Source organism: Streptomyces sp. DH12, from assembly GCF_020873895.1.
Taxonomy (GTDB): Bacteria; Actinomycetota; Actinomycetes; order Streptomycetales; family Streptomycetaceae; genus Streptomyces.
Genome location: NZ_JAHWGT010000171.1, coordinates 1 through 857, shown reverse-complemented (window position 1 = coordinate 857; position 857 = coordinate 1). Strand labels below are relative to the sequence as shown.

The 857-nt window shown below is 65.0% G+C and carries 2 protein-coding genes; both read right to left on the bottom strand.

The genetic code is table 11. The features are described 5' to 3' along the window. Positions 1–425: 425 nt before the first annotated feature. Positions 426–611 carry a DUF397 domain-containing protein gene (locus tag LPA54_RS33290; RefSeq protein WP_093768704.1) on the bottom strand — a complete coding sequence of 62 codons (186 nt, stop codon included), beginning with the start codon at positions 609–611 and terminating at the stop codon, positions 426–428. Next, a partial coding sequence (locus LPA54_RS33285; RefSeq protein ID WP_228984461.1) for a Scr1 family TA system antitoxin-like transcriptional regulator occupies positions 608–857 on the bottom strand: 250 nt, incomplete at its 5' end. The genes LPA54_RS33290 and LPA54_RS33285, both read right to left, overlap by 4 nt.

Sequence of the window (857 nt, the reverse complement as noted above, 5' to 3'; positions counted from 1 at the left end):
CTCTTGGGCAGTGCGTCCAGAAAAGTTGGGCAGCTCCAGAGTGGCACACCATTGGGCAGGCTGTCCAGAAATCATGGACAGTCCGGTTGTGCTGGTTTTGGTCAAGTCTCAGAGTTGGACTGGTGCCCCGGCCCTAAAATCCTGGACACTATGGCCATGTATCGTGGGTGGTTGGCCGCCTGAGCTGGGCGGATGCATCAGCCGCACCATGCACCACTTGGGCACCCCACGGCCTACGTGACTGGGAGACGAGGATGATGACGGCGGACAAGGCCACCGAGGGCACCGACAGGACTGACCTGTCGGATCTGCTGCGCGACCGCATGGCGGAGCTCGGCCTGTCCATCAGGACCGCGGCCGACGCCACCATCGACCCCCGCGCCCCCGAGGCCGGCCCCAGGCCGCCTCGGGGGTTCGTCGTGCGTTCAGCCCTGCTGCACGTAGGGAAGGAAACGCGCCCACGCGGCCGGGGCGAAGGCCAGCCGGGGGCCGGCGGTGTCCTTCGAGTCGCGGACGTGGACGGTACGGGGGGTGAGGGCGAGTTCGACGCAGGAGTTGCCGTCGTTGCCGCTGCTGTAGCTGCTCTTGAACCAGTTGAGCTCGCTGCTCATGTTTCTCCCAGCAGTTGTCCGATGAAGGTCAGCGTTTCGCGCGGAGACAGCGCTTGGGCTCGGATGGTTGCATACCGCAGTTCGAGAACACGCAGGTGTTTCAGCTCAGTTGTCGGCCGACCACAGAACGCGCCGTCGGAGCGGCCGACCGCTGTCCCGTCCGCGAACTTCAGCAGCTCGATCCTGCCGTCCATGCCGGAGTGCGACTCGCAGTCCAACGGCATGACTTGAAGCATCACGCTGTGC